Annotated in this window: 17 protein-coding genes, 1 rRNA gene, 2 pseudogenes and 2 riboswitches; of the genes and pseudogenes, 12 read left to right on the top strand and 8 right to left on the bottom strand. The window is 36.8% G+C overall.

Going from position 1 to position 15,926, the window contains the following annotated elements:
* Positions 1 to 2: 2 nt before the first annotated feature.
* A pseudogene (locus GNT69_RS19255) lies at positions 3 to 95 on the bottom strand (potassium transporter Trk); the annotation flags it as partial.
* Positions 96 to 174: 79 nt separating this feature from the next.
* Positions 175 to 321: riboswitch (cyclic di-AMP (ydaO/yuaA leader) on the bottom strand.
* Between the two features lie 562 nt (positions 322 to 883).
* Between GNT69_RS19255 and GNT69_RS19250 the strand changes: the two are divergent.
* From GNT69_RS19250 to GNT69_RS19235, 4 genes are all read left to right on the top strand, one after another.
* Positions 884 to 1,378 carry an HNH endonuclease signature motif containing protein gene (locus GNT69_RS19250; RefSeq protein ID WP_203556623.1) on the top strand — a complete coding sequence of 165 codons (495 nt, stop codon included), beginning with the start codon at positions 884 to 886 and terminating at the stop codon, positions 1,376 to 1,378.
* 309 nt (positions 1,379 to 1,687) lie between these two features.
* Positions 1,688 to 2,095: a DUF3139 domain-containing protein gene (locus GNT69_RS19245; RefSeq protein ID WP_203556622.1), complete on the top strand. Its 408-nt coding sequence runs from the start codon at positions 1,688 to 1,690 to the stop codon at positions 2,093 to 2,095.
* A 371-nt stretch (positions 2,096 to 2,466) separates the two neighbouring features.
* A complete protein-coding gene (locus tag GNT69_RS19240; protein ID WP_203556621.1) occupies positions 2,467 to 2,712 on the top strand; it encodes a hypothetical protein in 246 nt (81 codons plus the stop codon).
* A gap of 207 nt (positions 2,713 to 2,919) precedes the next feature.
* Positions 2,920 to 3,612, top strand: a complete 693-nt coding sequence (locus tag GNT69_RS19235) for a DUF6518 family protein (protein ID WP_203556620.1) — start codon at positions 2,920 to 2,922, stop codon at positions 3,610 to 3,612.
* A gap of 97 nt (positions 3,613 to 3,709) precedes the next feature.
* On the opposite strand, the gene GNT69_RS19230 is transcribed toward GNT69_RS19235, so the two are convergent.
* Positions 3,710 to 4,975 carry an MFS transporter gene (locus GNT69_RS19230; RefSeq protein WP_203556794.1) on the bottom strand — a complete coding sequence of 422 codons (1,266 nt, stop codon included), beginning with the start codon at positions 4,973 to 4,975 and terminating at the stop codon, positions 3,710 to 3,712.
* Positions 4,976 to 5,022: 47 nt separating this feature from the next.
* Positions 5,023 to 5,463 carry a DUF6526 family protein gene (locus GNT69_RS19225; RefSeq protein ID WP_239094349.1) on the bottom strand — a complete coding sequence of 147 codons (441 nt, stop codon included), beginning with the start codon at positions 5,461 to 5,463 and terminating at the stop codon, positions 5,023 to 5,025.
* Between the two features lie 367 nt (positions 5,464 to 5,830).
* Between GNT69_RS19225 and GNT69_RS19220 the strand changes: the two genes are divergently transcribed.
* The 3 genes from GNT69_RS19220 to GNT69_RS19210 all read left to right on the top strand — a co-directional run bounded on the left by GNT69_RS19220 (position 5,831) and on the right by GNT69_RS19210 (position 10,195).
* Complete coding sequence (locus GNT69_RS19220; protein ID WP_203556619.1) at positions 5,831 to 6,820, top strand: DUF3231 family protein; 990 nt, start codon at positions 5,831 to 5,833, stop codon at positions 6,818 to 6,820.
* Between the two features lie 307 nt (positions 6,821 to 7,127).
* A riboswitch (TPP riboswitch) is annotated at positions 7,128 to 7,242 on the top strand.
* Positions 7,243 to 7,379: 137 nt separating this feature from the next.
* Positions 7,380 to 9,164 carry a phosphomethylpyrimidine synthase ThiC gene (thiC, locus tag GNT69_RS19215; protein WP_203556618.1) on the top strand — a complete coding sequence of 595 codons (1,785 nt, stop codon included), beginning with the start codon at positions 7,380 to 7,382 and terminating at the stop codon, positions 9,162 to 9,164.
* A gap of 284 nt (positions 9,165 to 9,448) precedes the next feature.
* Positions 9,449 to 10,195: an SDR family NAD(P)-dependent oxidoreductase gene (locus tag GNT69_RS19210; RefSeq protein ID WP_203556617.1), complete on the top strand. Its 747-nt coding sequence runs from the start codon at positions 9,449 to 9,451 to the stop codon at positions 10,193 to 10,195.
* 89 nt (positions 10,196 to 10,284) lie between these two features.
* On the opposite strand, the gene GNT69_RS19205 is transcribed toward GNT69_RS19210, so the two are convergent.
* The 3 genes from GNT69_RS19205 to GNT69_RS26280 form a co-directional block, all read right to left on the bottom strand.
* Positions 10,285 to 10,629, bottom strand: a complete 345-nt coding sequence (locus tag GNT69_RS19205) for an NAD-binding protein (protein WP_203556616.1) — start codon at positions 10,627 to 10,629, stop codon at positions 10,285 to 10,287.
* Complete coding sequence (locus GNT69_RS26285) at positions 10,589 to 10,705, bottom strand: hypothetical protein (RefSeq protein WP_203556615.1); 117 nt, start codon at positions 10,703 to 10,705, stop codon at positions 10,589 to 10,591. The genes GNT69_RS19205 and GNT69_RS26285 overlap by 41 nt, the downstream gene beginning before the upstream one ends.
* Before the next feature lie 224 nt (positions 10,706 to 10,929).
* Positions 10,930 to 11,082, bottom strand: a complete 153-nt coding sequence (locus GNT69_RS26280) for a DUF4372 domain-containing protein (protein ID WP_203556614.1) — start codon at positions 11,080 to 11,082, stop codon at positions 10,930 to 10,932.
* A 314-nt stretch (positions 11,083 to 11,396) separates the two neighbouring features.
* Here GNT69_RS26280 and GNT69_RS19190 point away from each other — a divergent pair, with 314 nt between their 5' ends.
* The 3 genes and pseudogenes from GNT69_RS19190 to GNT69_RS19180 form a co-directional block, all read left to right on the top strand.
* Entirely contained in the window at positions 11,397 to 12,035 is a 639-nt protein-coding gene (locus tag GNT69_RS19190) for a TetR family transcriptional regulator (RefSeq protein WP_203556613.1), read from the top strand.
* A gap of 12 nt (positions 12,036 to 12,047) precedes the next feature.
* Complete coding sequence (gene spx / locus GNT69_RS19185) at positions 12,048 to 12,458, top strand: transcriptional regulator Spx (protein WP_203556612.1); 411 nt, start codon at positions 12,048 to 12,050, stop codon at positions 12,456 to 12,458.
* Positions 12,459 to 12,475: 17 nt separating this feature from the next.
* Positions 12,476 to 12,853: pseudogene (locus tag GNT69_RS19180) on the top strand (GTP pyrophosphokinase); the annotation flags it as partial.
* 591 nt (positions 12,854 to 13,444) lie between these two features.
* Here GNT69_RS19180 and GNT69_RS19175 read toward each other — a convergent pair.
* On the bottom strand, positions 13,445 to 14,131 hold the full coding sequence (locus tag GNT69_RS19175) for an LrgB family protein (protein WP_203556610.1): 687 nt from the start codon (positions 14,129 to 14,131) through the stop codon (positions 13,445 to 13,447).
* Positions 14,106 to 14,504: a CidA/LrgA family protein gene (locus GNT69_RS19170; RefSeq protein WP_239094348.1), complete on the bottom strand. Its 399-nt coding sequence runs from the start codon at positions 14,502 to 14,504 to the stop codon at positions 14,106 to 14,108. Before GNT69_RS19170 ends, GNT69_RS19175 begins: the two co-directional genes overlap by 26 nt.
* A gap of 251 nt (positions 14,505 to 14,755) precedes the next feature.
* Here GNT69_RS19170 and GNT69_RS19165 point away from each other — a divergent pair, with 251 nt between their 5' ends.
* Positions 14,756 to 15,190: a VOC family protein gene (locus GNT69_RS19165; protein ID WP_239094347.1), complete on the top strand. Its 435-nt coding sequence runs from the start codon at positions 14,756 to 14,758 to the stop codon at positions 15,188 to 15,190.
* 645 nt (positions 15,191 to 15,835) lie between these two features.
* Positions 15,836 to 15,926: ribosomal RNA gene (locus tag GNT69_RS19160) — 16S ribosomal RNA — on the top strand; the annotation flags it as partial.

Below are 15,926 nucleotides of genomic sequence, written 5' to 3'. Positions count from 1 at the left end.
AGGATTGCTAATACCTCATGACTAACCTTAAATAACTCCTTACAAACATTGGTGCCAAATCGACCTAATCCAATTACTGCAAATTTTTTTTTCATTTTTTTCCTCCTTTTTACGGCACCGAAAAAAGACCATCACAAATAGAATGGTCTTAGGCGAAACCTAGACCTTTCTCTCGACAAAAAAAGGTAACGCTTACGAGGTTAGCTGTCGGATTAGGGACTGAGAGTATCCCTTCTTATATCAAATAAGATTCACCCCAAGGCAGAAATTATTCTGTCAAAATTGGTTCCCCCGCTCAATTTGATTCAGCGAATAAAAGGTGCATTGGTATTTTATAGAACTGATAATTGATAATGTAAATCGAAAAACAATTTCTGTCAATAACTTTTTTGTTAGTAATCTTGTTAAGGTAACAGCTCATTAGTGAAGGAAGAATTAATTAATTTTAAGACTGAGATTTTTCAGAAAAGGGCGCGCGCGACAAGTTCTGTTATAAGCGTTTTACTATGTGAAATACAGGAAAGTTTGCATGGCAAATTTTTAACTTTATAACGGAGGATAGGAAAGAAGGAACCATGTTTTCTAAACTATCCCGTCAATACTCCTGCATGCGTTATGACTGACAGGTTTATAGGGTGTGAAGCACAGGTAGATTCGGCAGAACGAAGGCTACAGCCATTCCTCTGGAGAAGGTATGCCAACGAATATGCCGCATGGCTGAAAAACTTGATATGGTGAGAATAGTAATAGAGCGACACATGTCAACTTAGCGTTCTCACGTCTTGCCTACGATATTGGTGCAATGATGTACAACCGTCTGAGGTCTATCGGGAAGTATGCACATCCAACGAATCCACCCCCATCCTATAGGAAATTCTATAGTTTGGGATGTAAGACATTTAAAATTGCTGGTATTTATCTCTATCCACTAGCGAATGTTCAGACGAAGAATACTATTTGTTTTACTCAAAGTCTAACACCATTCACGGCAGAAGGTCGAGTGCAGATTTACAAAAATCTACATAAAAATATCAAGCAAGAAATAACCTTACTAATGGAATCGACCATCTTGGCTCGTAGTGTCGAATATATGGATAACCGAATTAGTCGATATAGTATGAAAAAAGGAAACTGTGAAATCACAGGTGTATTTCTTCAGGCACAGGATGTGCATTGTCATCACTATATTCCTGTACATCTAGGTGGAAATGATAAGTTCAATAACTTACGCATCCTCCATAAAGATGTTCATAAGTTAATCCACATGACTGACACAACTAAGATAAACACACTTATAAAGAGTTTGGGAATCACACAACCGATGCTAGAGAAAATCAATAAATATCGGGAGAAATGTGAGTTAGAACGAATCAAATAACCCAAATCTTAAGAGTAACTTGAAACTTATAATTAACAAAACCATCGCTAGATGGAACGCGGAATGATGGGAAACTATCACGTTCCGTGCGGAGCAGGGGAAAAGCCGGAGATAACATCAAACGCTTACCTATTGCTAACTATCCTTGAGCAAGGATAAGCGCTCATTTTCAATTTTAGGGCCATTCAATAGAATAACACCCTCAGATGAAATTGGATATTTATGTTAAAATTTAAATTACAATGGATTCATTAATGAAAAATGTAGTTGAGTGCTTATTTTTAACGTTGGAAAAAAGGGAGGGTAATTTTGAAAAAAACTAAGCGTTTATTTCTTTTATTCTTCATCGTAGGAATTATTATAGGGATTCCTTTTTTCGTTTATGATGCATTTTATGGTAACCCTATTAGCTCCTCATTAATGGAAAGAGCAACAAAAAAACACCTTATTAAGCTTGGGTATAATTCAGATGATTTGCTAGAAGTAAAAGCATTCTATTCAATGAAGAAAGATGCAGGTATAAAAAGAACGCGCGCCCATGTCATCTTTAAAGATGAACCGGAAGAAAAATATGTATACATCCAGAACGAAAAAAACAGAGAAATTCAACAAGGTTGTAGTTACTTCAATACAGACACTGAAGCTTACGAAAGCGAATACACCCACAAAAGGAAACATATGGTGAAAGACTGCATAAAAACACTCTTTTCAATATAATTGTTCTTCATTTAAAGGGCGCTATCCTGGTACAAGGATAAGCGCTCATTTTCAATTTTTGGGCCAGATTGTGAAGCAGCGACTAAGTATCTAAGTTTAAAACTATAGAAGAGATTGTGAAGTGCTATACTGCGCGAAACGTTTCCTTATAAGTGCCAAAGCACGAAATAGGAGAATTGCTATCAAGCAATTACAACTGATCAAGTAGCACCAATTATCAATAAGCTAAAAATATGCATTTTTTATTCACTATTTGGATACATTCGTTGTCGCTAGATGGTAAAAATGTCAATCGTAGTACAAACGGTTGGCTGTAATCATACTTTTAATCAATCACCATTTTTTCCCGATTTTATAAATATGTTAAACCAGTGAAGAAGGAACGGGACCTTGCTATTATCAACACAGCATACGGTGTAGATAAGAAAAAGCAAGAGGATCATGTAAAGGGATTCGAAGTATTCATGGTTAATGCGCTGCGACGTAAAGAAGATGTCTTACTACCTCTTCCAAAGTTTGGCCGTTCTCAAGTAGTGTTGCTTACCTTGGAAACGTTGCTTGATGAAAGAGAGGTTTATATTATCCGCTTATTTTGGAAAATGAGGATTTGTAGTTAACTAATACCCCTATAACATTTAGATTAAAAAAATACCGTTCAAGGCAACGATTGTTTCATTACGTTTTGTGCCTTCTTGTGTTATCGAGCCGTTTAGTTAGGAACTGTTCTAATGGCAGTTCCTATTATTATTGAAGTACAAGCAGTAGAAAAACGTTTCATTATTATATTTTTGTGTTTTAATCATATAGGTGGGAGGTGAGTAATAATGTCGAGAACTTTTTTTGAGGGTTTAAGAATGATGGATAAATCAAAACTCACTGTAAAACAAATTAGCATACACTTATGTGCTTGTTTGATTTTTGGTGTCCTCTCAGGAATAATAGCAAAATTTAGTGATACAGTCTCATCAAACGGTGTTATCGGTATGTTCTTCAGTTTTATTAGTGATATCACAACCAATTTGGGTATATGGGTAGTTTTGGCGACCATCATTGCAGTTTGGAGTAGAAGTCCTTTATATGCGAGTTTAAAAGTGTTGATGTTTTTTATAGGAATGTTGTTAGCTTATTATATATATTCACAAGTGTTGTTCGGGTTTTTCCCAACATACTATTTTTTGCGTTGGGGAATTATTGCACTTGTTTCACCTTTAGCGGGTTACATAGTGTGGTTTAGTAGAGGTGAAGGTTGGCTGTCAGCATTTTGTTCTGGGCTACCCATTGGTTTATTATTTGCACAAGGCTATCCTTTCTTTTATCTCTTTTCGATATTGGAAGATGGTTATTCATTCTTTCATTACTTTTCGGTATATGGGTTTGATATATTTCTTGCAATATTTTTGCTTGTTATATTGACAAAGTCAAAAGTACAATATTTAAGGGTTGTCCCAATGTCAATGTTGATTTTTCTTATAATTTGGAACTTTGATATTTTGACGTATATCTTTGGTGGTTTATGAGTGGAAAGTTAAGAAGATTGACACAATTTTGTTAGGTAAGTAAAAAGGTCCGTTCTTTTTTTCCATCACATGGACAAATAGAGAACGGACCATTTATTCAAACCAGTTTTGTTTTTCGTTCTTTAAATTGAATCCAAAAAATAAGTGGAACCAGTAGCAATGCCAAATATCCGCCGAGATAACCGAGAACGGCATAACTGGAAGCTGCAACGATGATACCGGATAATAAACCACCGGCTGAACCAGATAAAGCCACCCAAACATCGACAGATCCTTGTGTTTTTGCACGACTGGAAATAGATGTAGATTCGATAATCATTGCTGTTCCACTAATTAATCCGAAATTCCAGCCCAGACCGAGCAAAATTAGTGCAATCGCTAATGGAACAATGGCATCACCTGGTGTAAATGCAGCCATAATACCAGAAATAAATAATGTCACACCTGACGCAATAACCATGGCGGTAGGTCCAAAACGGTCAACTAGTGCTCCTGTTATAGGAGAAGGTAAGAACATCGCTGCAATATGCAATCCAATAATTAAACCAATCATACTTAATCCGGAACCGTGATTTTGCATATGAATAGGTGTCATCGTCATAATCGCAATCATCACCATATGTGTCAGAATAAGCACCGTTGCCCCGGAAAATATTCCTAATCGATGAACGGCAGGTCGAGAGATATTTCCAACTTCTTTTTCTTCTGATTTTTCCTTTTTATCGGTAGCGGATGCAATTGCTTTTGCTACAAGGAAAGGATCTGGTTTTAAGAAGAACAGGAAGGTAAGACCTGCCAGAATGTAAGCTGCCGCAGCCAATATAAATGGCCCGGTCAAAGCTGGCATCCCTAGAGCTTCTGCAACATGTCCAGTTGGAGTCACTAGATTAGGCCCCGCGACAGCTCCAAGTGTGGTTGCTACCATTGCTATACTAACTGCTTTTCCACGCTGCTTTGGTTTGGCTAAATCTGTTCCAGCATATCTAGCTTGCAGATTCGTCGATGTACCAGCACCGTATATGAATAAGGAAATAAATAAAAGAATGACACTGTTTAAATTACCGGCTACTACAACCCCAATTGCACCGATACCCCCAGCCAAGAATCCAAATGCAAGTCCATAACGCCGGCCAAATCTTTGTGAACAGTGTCCAACAAGGTATGCTGCTAATGCAGAACCGAGGGTAAATAATGCAGTGGGCAGTCCAGATACAGAGGTGCTTCCAAGCATTTCTTGTGCAAGCAGTGCTCCTACTGTGATTCCGGCAGCTAAACCGGCACCACCAAATGTCTGGGATAAAATAACAATAAATAATGTCCGCTTGTATAAGCGCTGTTGTGCTTTTTCTGATTGTACATACATATCATATGATGTTTTCACGGGATCTCCTTTTCAAGTGGATTTTGTTATTACACACGATAGTAATCCGCACGCCAATTTTTGATTGCCTTTTTGATCTCATCTTTAGATAAATTTTCTTCCAGTGTTTTTTCTACCAACGCTACATATTCTCCATCGGATGCAAAGCGGAGTGCAATAAGCTGTTCCATTGTGATTCGTGAATCTATATTCTTTCCTGCCAACATATAGTAACGTAATCTTTCTTCTGTGCGTATCAGTCTGTTCTGCAATATGAGTGCGTATTTTCGGGCCAGCATTCCTGGAATAATTGCTAGAATGAGCATACCGAGCAGCAGAATGTGTAGAATAGAAAAATTGTCCTGCACGATAGCTGCAATGATGTATGTTATGACAGCAAGTATCATAATCATCCCTAATGGCAGCCAAATAAAATGCTGTAATGGTGTTATTGCCGTATGATTTTCGGCTGACTGAACTTTTTTCATCATAATATCCCCCTTTTTAATACCTATATGGGTATTATAAAGCGTTTATCATGAAAAGTCTAAGAAGTTGATTGCTTGAAAAGTGAGCCAGCTTATATGGACACTGAATGGATGGGGAAGGTGGAATCGGAAGAATAATAAAGATAGGAGTAGGAGATTTGTATTTAATTTTTACTCAACTAGTTTTTCCAATAAACATTAATCAAAATTCGGGCTGGATCCAATACGGGTTCAGTCTTATTCTTTTGCTCAATATCCCTCCAATCTCTTGTCTGATAACAATAGCGATGAGAACATTTTGACCCTTTATAATTTTTTTCATTTTGGAGATATTACTCTATGATGTATTAGTTAAATAGGAGGTCGTTTAATGGAAAATAAAACTAATATTCAATTAACTGCTCCAGAAATGGCTGGTTTATGGACTCAATACATAAATGATACACAAGCTGTTTGCACGATGAGTTATTTCTTAGAAACGGTAGAAGATGAGGAAGTGCGGCCTATTATTGAATGGACACTCGATACAGCTAAAGAGAATGTTTCTATTATGAAAGAACTCTTTCAAAAAGATGATTTTCCAATACCTATCGGATTTACAGAACAAGATGTAAATATAAAAGCTCCCAAACTTTTTACCGATACATTTTTCTTAGCGTATTTACGGCAAATGTCTATGTTTGCCATGACAGCTAGTAGTGGGGCATTAGGATTGGTAACACGTCCGGATATAGTTGATCTTCATAAGCGTGTCTATCAAAAAGGGGTTGAATTACAAGATAAGACACGTGATTTAATGTTAAAACAAGGAACATATGTAAGGCCTCCTTCTATATCTACTCCTGAAAGGGTAGATTTTGTAAATAAACAACACTTTTTAGCTGGATTTTTTGGAGAAAAAAGATCAATTACCTCAGTGGAAATTTCTCATTTATTTTTAAGTATTCAAACAAATACTATTGGAAAAGCATTAATCACAGGATTTGCTCAAATTTCCCAAAAGGATGAAGTAAAACAATTTTTGTTAAGAGGGAAAGAGCTTTCCCAAAAATATGTAAATATATTTAGCGATTTTTTAATAAAGGAAGACTTATCTGTCCCTGCGAGTTGGGATTCTGCTGTTTTAGATACAACATCATATATTTTTTCAGATAAATTAATCATGTATACTGTTTCAGCCATGATTGCTGCAGGGATTGGGAATTATGGAATGGCAATGGCAGCAAGTCCAAGAAGAGATTTAGGATTAAAATATCTGTCATTGATTCCAGAAGTCTCACTATACGCTGAGGATGGGGCCAATATTATGATTAAACATGGGTGGATGGAAGAACCTCCAAAAGCAGATGACCGTGATTAATTAATAAAGAATTAACACCATGAATCCCTACGAAAAATTATTATGGAGTATTGCTCTTCCTGGTTTTTGTCAGTTTTTAAATAAAAAATACTTTAAAGGGCTTTATACTCGTTTTTTTCTAGTTTAGTAAATTTCCAAGCAAACTTTAACGAAATATTTATATTAAGTTTTCACGGAGATATTGAAAAAGGAATTATACAAGCTGATTATCAATGGTTCTAATCTAATATTCATATTTTTTTGTATTTTCACAAAAGATTTCCTTTTATTTAATTAAAAACTCTTGTATACTAAAATCAAATTGAATAGCAATAACTAGGGGAGTCCAATAAGTTGGGCTGAGAGGGAAACGCGCTGAAGTTTCTTGACCCTTTGGACCCGATCTAGATCATACTAGCGTGGGGAAGTTAGAATAATCATCTTTATTAAGTAAACTTCTGCATACAAAGCCGGTCCATCCTTATGGAATTCGGCTTTTTTTATGTACTTCATGTTTTATCCACTTGTTTTGTTCTAGATCTCGTCCTTTAATTAAAAAAACAAGGGAGAGATTTACTCTATGTCATCCGCTTCATTAAACGAACAAAGTATTTCCATCATGTCTAGTTTTTCAGGTAGTAAAAAAGTTTATATTGAAGGCTCAAGGCCTGATATTAAGGTGCCGATGCGTGAAATTGAACTTAGTCCGACAACAGGCACCTTTGGTGAAGAAGAAAATCCACCAGTTCGCGTCTACGATACAAGCGGACCTTATACGGACGCTAATTATTCTGTTGATATTACGAAAGGTCTTCCTGCTCTTCGAAGCACATGGATTCATGAACGAGGGGATGTGGAGGAATATGAAGGGAGAGAAATTAAGGCTGAAGACAATGGATATAAGGATGAGAATGATCCTCGTGCCAATCATAACGTGTTCCCTGGTTTAAAGCGTAAACCATTACGTGCAAAAAAAAGGAGAAATGTCACACAGCTTCATTATGCAAGGGAGGGCATCATCACTCCTGAGATGGAATTTATCGCATTAAGGGAAAATATGAAACCTGAATTTGTCCGTGATGAAGTTGCAAGAGGGCGAGCGATTATTCCTTCTAATATCAACCATCCAGAGTCAGAGCCTATGATAATAGGACGTAATTTTCATGTAAAAATTAATGCGAATATTGGAAACTCAGCTGTTTCTTCTTCTATTGAAGAAGAGGTTGAAAAAATGACATGGGCAACACGTTGGGGTGCTGATAATATTATGGACCTATCAACAGGTAAAAATATTCATACAACTCGGGAATGGATTATTAGAAATTCGGCTGTTCCTGTCGGTACCGTACCTATTTATCAAGCACTAGAAAAAGTAAATGGTGTTGCTGAAGACCTCACATGGGAAGTTTACCGTGATACCTTGATTGAACAAGCCGAACAAGGTGTGGATTACTTCACCATTCATGCGGGTGTTCTTTTGCGATATGTTCCGTTAACAGCAAAACGTTTAACAGGTATTGTATCCCGAGGTGGGTCAATTATGGCACAATGGTGTCTTCACCACCACAAAGAAAGCTTTTTGTATACTCATTTTGAAGAAATCTGTGAAATCATGAAAACTTATGATGTTGCATTCTCTTTGGGAGATGGCTTACGTCCTGGTTCCATTGCTGATGCCAATGATGAAGCGCAATTTGCAGAATTAGAAACTCTTGGAGAACTAACAAAAATTGCTTGGGAGCATGATGTACAGGTTATGGTTGAAGGACCGGGACACGTACCGATGCACCTTATAAAAGAAAACATGGATAAACAACTGGAGGTTTGTAAGGAAGCTCCTTTCTATACTCTAGGTCCCCTTACAACTGACATAGCTCCTGGTTATGATCATATTACATCTGCGATTGGTGCAGCGATGATTGGCTGGTATGGAACGGCTATGCTTTGTTATGTAACACCAAAAGAACATTTAGGTTTACCAAACCGAGATGATGTACGTGAAGGTGTTATCACTTATAAAATAGCTGCACATGCTGCTGATTTAGCAAAAGGTCATCCAGGAGCACACAAAAGGGATGATGCCCTATCAAAAGCTCGTTTTGAATTCCGTTGGAGAGATCAGTTTAACTTGTCTTTGGATCCTGAACGAGCTTTGGAATATCATGATGAAACACTACCTGCAGAAGGTGCCAAAACAGCACATTTCTGTTCAATGTGTGGACCGAAATTTTGTAGCATGAGAATCTCTCAAGATATTCGTAATTACGCAAAAGGAAACAATCTTGATCCGAAAGAAGCTATAGAAAAAGGAATGAAAGAAAAAGCCGAAGAGTTTAGAGAATCTGGGGGTAAAGTATATCAGTAACTCTCTCTGTTAGAGGTTTCCGCTGAAGGCTCAAATAATCAACCAACTAAAAAAGCCCACCTTGCCTTTTTAATTTTTTTAAGAGGCAAGGTGGGTTTGTCTTCTAGTGCAATTTAATTCGTGAAAGTTTTTCATATCTATTTTTCCATTTCTGACAAGCTTTATTTGATATTATACTAACCCTCCAAGTGATAAACATCATTGTTGTTTTATTAAAATCAGGCTGAAATAGGATATAGAAAGAAATTGAGGAGATTAAATAAAGGTAAAGTGAGGAAATGTAGATGAGATTAGATGGGAAAAACATGATTGTGACCGGGGGAGGTCAAGGAATTGGAAAAGCCATTGCGATAATGGGGGCTTCTTATGGTGCAAATGTTTGTGTTGTTGGCAGACGACTAGAGACATTAAAAGAAACCCAGGCGGAAATCGAAAAGCTTGGCCGAAAATGTGTTACGGTACCTACTGATGTGACAGATTTTGATGCTGTGAAAGACATGGTGAATCAATCCCAAGAGGCCTTAGGGCAGATTGATATATTAGTCAATAATGTCGGTTGGGACATAGTCGCACCTTTTGTGAAAAATACACCTGATTTTTGGGATAAAGCGATCGATACTAACTATAAATCCGTGATCTATTGCTCCCGTGCAGTCCTAGACGGGATGATTGAGAATAATAGCGGAAAAATCATTAATATTTCAAGTGATGCTGGCCGAGGCGGAAGCAGCGGTGAAACCGTATATGCGGGGACAAAAGGGGCCGTGATTTCGTTCACAAAATCCCTGGCTCGTGAAGTAGCCAGATATAACATTAATGTGAATTGTATTTGCCCAGGTCCAACGAATACCCCTCTATATGATGGACTACCGGAAAAACTAAAAGAATCTTTACAAAGAACCATTCCGTTGAAACGAGTCGGCGAACCTGAAGATGTTGCAGGGTCCGCAGTGTTTTTTGCATCAGATTTAGCTAGCTACATTACAGGACAAGTGATAAGCGTTAGCGGTGGATTGACGATGCATGGTTAAATCAGTTCGGTTAATAATCACGTTAACCAATAAGGAAAGCGTTCTGTGTAACACAGAACGCTTTTCTATAAGTGTGACTTTATTTAAAATTACGCTTTTGGTTTCTCTTGTCCCATCGAGTCAAATAATTGTGTGGATGATAGGGCATTGAATGGTAAGGATACATTATGTTTTACCCCTTGATTGTAAGCTGCTATTAAGTCTTTAAGCAGAACAGCCAAGGCAGTGTCTGCCGTCCACGCAGAAACAACATCCGTCCAATTTCTAACGACCCAACTATCACCTGTACTTACTTGTAATAAGTTTAATAACTCTTCTTGAGGTAGGTTAAAGTTCTGCGCTAATTTAAGTCCTTCAGCCACAGCATTCATATTAATGCCGAGAATCAGATTGTTAATTAATTTTGCTACGGCTGTTGCCTGGTTCCTTACCATAGTAGAATGTATTGGTTCCAACCGCGTCAAAATAGGCCTTAAAAGACTTAACGATTGTCTCGGAACCTGATGTCATAATCGATAATGTTCCAGCTTGAGCCCCTGTAAGCGAGTTGAAAAAAGGTTAATTGCCTATCGTGATCGGTAGAGATTCGAACACATCCACATAACCGCGATTAAACACATGCATGGCCTCTTTGCCATTCACAAGATTCTTAATTTAATTTCGATCGATCATGTTCTTTCGCTGTCGTAATCACTGCTTTATTCTTTCGTAATACCTTAGAGGCACTAATCGATTCAAATCTGAGTAATTTTTAGGACCCCATCTAAAAGTGCATCGCTCATTTCTTCTAAACTCTCAATTTGGTGAAGTTGGGCAAAGAGTAACAGCTTGATTAAAGTCTCAGTCGTAAGTTTCTTTATGTAGTAGTCGTGTTTTTGGTCTTCCATTTGTTTAGTAAATTTTTGAATAATGATGGGTAAAAACTCGTTTACTAAAAGATGGAATTTGTGTTGTCCGTACGGATACTCTTTACTATTGGATTTGGACAGGAAACCTCCTGTACTTCCATTGTAAAGGATATTTTTATAGTAAAAACAAGTAAATATTTAATATTATGGGAATTATCAGATTAATTATTGCTTATTCTGCTTTTTTAATCACCCGAATATGACAAGCTGTCATATTTATTATTGACAAGTGACACCATGTAATTTATTATAATATGACGGAGTGTCACATTGTTGGATTGGAGGTAAAAGCTGTGCCAAAGCAAACGTTTTTTAATTTGTCAGAGAAGAAAAGGGAAAAACTGCTTGAAGCAGCAGAGGTTGAGTTTTCCAGAGTCCCTCTATTTGAAGCTTCCATCGCAAATATTATTAAAATGGCTGGGGTCTCTAGAGGGAGTTTTTATCAATATTTTGAAGACAAAGATGATTTGTATTTCTATTTATTGGAGAATAAATTAAAAATGATAAAAGGAAACTTTATCGATTTATTAGAAAAACATCAAGGGGATTTAATTGAAGCTTTAATGGAAATGCACGACTATTTTTTAATTACCTTATCCGTTGAGGAAGAAAAGTGGTTCTTAAAAAATGCCCTGCTGTATACAACAAATCGAGTAGAAAGTTCCTTTACGAGTGTGTTGGATCCTTATCTAGATGGCCAAGTATTTAAGAAGGTTAAGGGATCAATTAATAGGCAATGCCTGAATATAAGTGATGATAAAGAATTATTACATATCTTCAAAATCGTCTCTGCCTTAGCCTTTAACAACCTTATTGAAAAATCAGTAAAGGGATTAACGGATGAAGAGGCGATCGAGTCCTTTAAACTAAGTATGAAATTGATTAAACAGGGAATCTACAAACAACCGAACGGCGAAAATGAGAGAGGATAGAGGTGTAGGTGAATGACGGTAACGATTTATGGAATGGGATGCCAATCAACAAAGAAAGCAAGAAAATGGATGATCGACAACGAAATTTCTTTCGTGGAACGGAATATTAAGAAAGAGCCTTTAACCGTTCGTGAACTTCAAGATATTTTACAATTGACGATTGATGGAACGGATGAAATTCTTGCTAAGAGATCAAGTCTTTATCGAACGATGAATTTGGACATTGATGAACTGTCTTTATTAGAATTACTTGAAATTCTTCATGAGCAACCTAGGTTACTAAGAAGCCCAATTATTTTAGATACGAGGAAACTTCAAGTTGGTTATAATGAGGAAGAAATCCGACAGTTTCTGCCCCGTAATACTCGTAAGTTTCAGTGGTTGCAATGGAGAATCGAAGGTTTTCATCCGATCGAAAGTTAGTGTGTACGCCTTTAGGAGCGGGGATTCGGATTGTTTGCCCGTTTATCACAGATGTTTACAAGATAAGTCAAATGATTGAAAAACAAAAGGATGTTGAGGTCATTGAACGAAAGGATTATATCGAAAATCCAAAGCCTAATGGTTATCAAAGTCTCCATCTCATCGTTAAAATTCCTGTTTTCATGTCGGACAGAGTAGAAATGGTGTTTGTGGAATTGCAAATTCGCACAATTGCGATGGATTTTTGGGCAAGTCTAGAACATAAAATCTACTATAAATACGATAAGGAAATACCGGAAAGGATTAAAAAAGATTTAAAGGATGCAGCCCTTTCTGTAACGGAGTTGGATTGTAAAATGGAGAGGATCAATAATGAAGTAGCAACTTTAAAGAAAGGCTCTGTTATAATTGAATGTTGATTTTACTATGTTTGAAAAATAAGCGGATAAATTCCGCCTAAACTGGGAAATACCGATATTTCCTTAAAAATAAGGGGAGTATTTCCGTCTATATGATCAAAACCTTTGAATTTTGGCTTATTTAGAGCAGTTAACCGGAATATCTCCGCTTATTTCCGCTCCATAAGCCTCCACTCTATACATTAGGCGGAAATTCTCCGCCTATATTACAAGAAAATCAACAATGAATAATAACTGAGCATAAAGAAAAAGGAAGATATGAACGAGGATGTTTTTAAGTCCGGTGAAACGCTAAATATTCCAAAGACATTCCTTAAAAAATTTTTTGTGATGTCCCCAAAAGATCCCTATTTAAAATGACGTGGCGGGAGCGTATTGCCCCAATTTTTTGAAAGATAATCATAGCAAAAGGCTTATTCTTGAAGAAGGTCAATGAAAAAAATAATTTGAAGTAACCCGCCACAACACGGCGGGTTACTAGTATGAATGTTTAATTTACTCTTTTCCCTAACTAGAAAAAATCGATAGTGGTAGCCACTTTGATAAGATCATCAGAGTCGTCACCATTTATAAAAAGAATGGGACCATAATCGGTGCAATAATTGCCGTGAAAATAGCCGCGAGTCCCATTGCTACCCCTGCGATGGCTCCTTGAAGTTCACCTTCAGTTGCTGCTTGGGCAGTCCCTTGACCGTGAGAAATTGTTCCAAGACTTAATCCCCTTGAAAGAGGGTGGGTAATGTTTGTTGCATTCATCAACCACGGGCCTAGCGTGGTACCAAGAATCCCCGTTGCGACCACGAATGCCGCTGTTAAGGCAGGGTCTCCACCAATAATCGCGGAAACCTCTACAGCTACTGGGACCGTAACTGACTTGACACTACTAGAAGCGATCACTTCATTAGGTAGGTTCAATAGTTTTGCCAAGGCAACTGCAGAAATCATTGTTGACACGGTTCCAAAAACAATACCAAGTAACGCAGGAATACTATGCTTTTTGAGCGTATCTCGATACTTATATAATGGGACAGCTAAAGCAACGGTTGCAGGCCCCAATAAAAACGTCATAATCTCCTTGGCGATTGTGTAGTCATCATAGTTGATATTTAGTAATAGTAGAAGGAGAATGATTAATGTTGTGCTAAAAAATACTGGTGTTGTTAACGGAGAAGGAAATCGCTTCGATGCGACTTTTGAAAGCAGATAGGCTCCAACTGTAATGCCAATACTAAGAAATGTGACGAGTAAGATCATTTTTTGCACCTTCCTTCTTGTTCGCCAAACCTTGCGAAACAACCCCTGTTACATACATTCCCACTATGATACTCCCAATGACAACAATGAGTAATGACAGCCCACTTTCTAAAAATAACGGTCCGAAATTCATCAATCCAACTGCAATCGGAATGAAGAAAAAGGCTAGGTGTTTTATTAAAAACGACGAGGCTTCCTCAATCCAACTTAACTTAACAATCCCCGTTATTAACAGTACGAATAACAACACCATTCCAATGACGTTTCCAGGAATGGGTAAATGAAAAGTTTTAACTAAAAAATACCCTAATTCATTTAAGAACCAAAGAAATAATAATTGAATTATTACGATAATCATTTTTTTTATACGCAAGATTCTAAGTTAGTCTCCTTTAAAATATTGTAATATATCATTAGTATAGCATAAAAAATAAAGTACGTATTTTCTCGAGAGATGTACCGTGTGTTGGTTAGGTTATTATTAGAGGAAGATAAGTTTGTGACTAAATATATATAAAAGAATAGGCAGAATAGTACAGTAAGAATTTGGTATACTTTAACTGATAAACTGGGGATAATGCTGAGGTAAAAAATTTAATAAATTGCGAAAGGAGTGTGTTCATTATGGTTGGAGTAGAAATTGATATGGTTGTGAAAGATAGCTTAAAAGCATTGGAATTATACGAAAATATATTTGATATCGAGCGTGTGGAGGTTTCAAACTTTCCTCATGGTCAAAATGAAGTAATCTTTACCCTTTACGGCGTACATTTTCATATGTTGGATGAAAACCCGGAATTTCACTTGATCGCGCCAACCCCTGACGACCCAAAAACTAGTTGGGTTAATGTTACTGTCCCAGACATTAAGGAGACCTATGCAAAGGCAATGGATTTAGGTTGTACAGAGGTGCAACCAGTGACTGAGATATCAGACTACGGAGTATCGAACGCCATATTTCTGGATACCTTTGGTTACATATGGATGCTGCATCAAGTACATAAAGAGGTTAGTCATGAAGAACGTATACAGCTTTGGGAGGAAAAAAGAGAGAATTAACAATGGATTTATGATAAGAATTATACAGCAAAAATAGTATACAAAAATTAGTTCTATAATATGGGTGCGTTAATCAAGATGGATTAACGCATTTTTTTTGCTGAAGCTATTGTTGGATACTCCAGAAAAAGGGGATTGTATTCACGCTAAAATGCTATCATTTTTAAATCGCTTGATAAATGGATTAGAGTGGATGCTCGGTTTCAATTCCTTCATTAGAATGTGAAAAGCAGATTTTTATTTGTAGTTGTTTCACTAAAATAAAATGTTGACATTTAAACATTGAGATGATAAGATATGAATCTGTCGTGTTGAGAAATGATTTAAAAAATAACTTTTTAGGTCAGTCTTATAAACGAGTAAAAAAACTTGTTGTCAAAAAACACTGTCAGTGTTATAATTAAAAAGTTCGCTTCAAATCCTCTATTAAACTATTGGTTATTATTTTCTTTGAAATTAAAAATAATAGCAGTTGACTTTAACGATTTGGATGTGATATAATGTAATCCTGTCGCTGAAACGGCAGTGATGATTGCTCTTTGAAAACTAAACAAACAAGCGTCAACAAACAATATTTATCATGTTTCTTCTATTAATATAGAGAACATGAGCCAACGTTTTATTTTATGAGCTAAAGCTTACTCTTTATTGGAGAGTTTGATCCTGGCTCAGGACGAACGCTGGCGGCGTGCCTAATACATGCAAGTCGAGCGAATCTTTAAAAGCTTGCTTTTAA

Source organism: Bacillus sp. B15-48 (assembly GCF_016879755.1).
Lineage (GTDB): Bacteria > Bacillota > Bacilli > Bacillales > Cytobacillaceae > Mesobacillus_B.
The sequence above is the reverse complement of the archived record's forward strand: the minus strand, read 5'-3'. Positions and strand labels throughout refer to the sequence as shown.

Excerpts from the sequence above, each read along its gene's own strand:
- spx (WP_203556612.1), top strand. The coding sequence starts at position 12,048 with ATGACGGTAACGATTTATGGAATGGGATGCCAATCAACAAAGAAAGCA.
- GNT69_RS19235 (WP_203556620.1), top strand. The coding sequence starts at position 2,920 with ATGTCGAGAACTTTTTTTGAGGGTTTAAGAATGATGGATAAATCAAAA.
- thiC (WP_203556618.1), top strand. The coding sequence starts at position 7,380 with ATGTCATCCGCTTCATTAAACGAACAAAGTATTTCCATCATGTCTAGT.
- GNT69_RS26280 (WP_203556614.1), bottom strand. The coding sequence starts at position 11,082 with ATGGAAGACCAAAAACACGACTACTACATAAAGAAACTTACGACTGAG.
- GNT69_RS19225 (WP_239094349.1), bottom strand. The coding sequence starts at position 5,463 with ATGATGAAAAAAGTTCAGTCAGCCGAAAATCATACGGCAATAACACCA.
- GNT69_RS19175 (WP_203556610.1), bottom strand. The coding sequence starts at position 14,131 with ATGATCTTACTCGTCACATTTCTTAGTATTGGCATTACAGTTGGAGCC.
- GNT69_RS19165 (WP_239094347.1), top strand. The coding sequence starts at position 14,756 with ATGGTTGGAGTAGAAATTGATATGGTTGTGAAAGATAGCTTAAAAGCA.
- GNT69_RS26285 (WP_203556615.1), bottom strand. The coding sequence starts at position 10,705 with ATGACATCAGGTTCCGAGACAATCGTTAAGTCTTTTAAGGCCTATTTT.
- GNT69_RS19220 (WP_203556619.1), top strand. The coding sequence starts at position 5,831 with ATGGAAAATAAAACTAATATTCAATTAACTGCTCCAGAAATGGCTGGT.
- GNT69_RS19210 (WP_203556617.1), top strand. The coding sequence starts at position 9,449 with ATGAGATTAGATGGGAAAAACATGATTGTGACCGGGGGAGGTCAAGGA.
- GNT69_RS19205 (WP_203556616.1), bottom strand. The coding sequence starts at position 10,629 with ATGGTAAGGAACCAGGCAACAGCCGTAGCAAAATTAATTAACAATCTG.
- GNT69_RS19230 (WP_203556794.1), bottom strand. The coding sequence starts at position 4,975 with ATGTATGTACAATCAGAAAAAGCACAACAGCGCTTATACAAGCGGACA.